General features: G+C 72.6%; 1 protein-coding gene. It reads right to left on the bottom strand.

Annotated features, from left to right (window positions below; translation table 11 throughout):
• On the bottom strand, positions 1–587 hold a 587-nt coding region (locus tag IE249_RS35555; RefSeq protein ID WP_373304545.1), incomplete at its 3' end, for an acyltransferase domain-containing protein.
• Positions 588–595: the final 8 nt, after the last annotated feature.

The following is a 595-nucleotide window of genomic DNA, read 5'->3' as shown; positions in this document are numbered from 1 at the left end:
GCGATCTCGCCCTGCGAGTGGCCGACGACGGCGGCCGGTTCCACACCCACCGAGCGCCACAGCTCGGCCAGGGAGACCATCATCGCGAACAGGGCGGGCTGGACCACATCCACCCGCTCCAGCGACGGCGCACCCGGCACCTGCCGCAGCACATCCACCAACGACCAGTCCGTGAAGGGGTCCAGCGCCGCCGCACACTCATCGATCCGCGCGGCGAACACGGGTGAAGCGTCCAACAGCCCAGCAGCCATCCCCAGCCACTGCGACCCCTGACCAGGAAAGACGAACGCCGTCTTCCCCCCCACACGCACACCCTCGGCCACACCCGGCGCCATACCACCGGCCGCCACCGCAGCAAGCCCCGCACGCAGCACCTCACGCCCGCAACCCACCACCGCCGCCCGATGCTCAAGCCCCGCCCGGCCCACCCCGAGCGAGAACCCCACATCCACCGGACGCACACCCTCACACGCGTCCACCCACGCCAGCAGCCGCCCGGCCTGCTCCCGCAACCCCGCCGCACTCCCGCCCGACAACACCCACACGGCACCCTCACCGAACCCCGCCACCGGCTCCGGCTCGCCCACCTCCTCCG

The organism is Streptomyces anandii JCM 4720 (genome assembly GCF_014650655.1).
GTDB classification, from domain to species: domain Bacteria; phylum Actinomycetota; class Actinomycetes; order Streptomycetales; family Streptomycetaceae; genus Streptomyces; species Streptomyces anandii.
The sequence above is the reverse complement of the archived record's forward strand: the minus strand, read 5'-3'. Positions and strand labels throughout refer to the sequence as shown.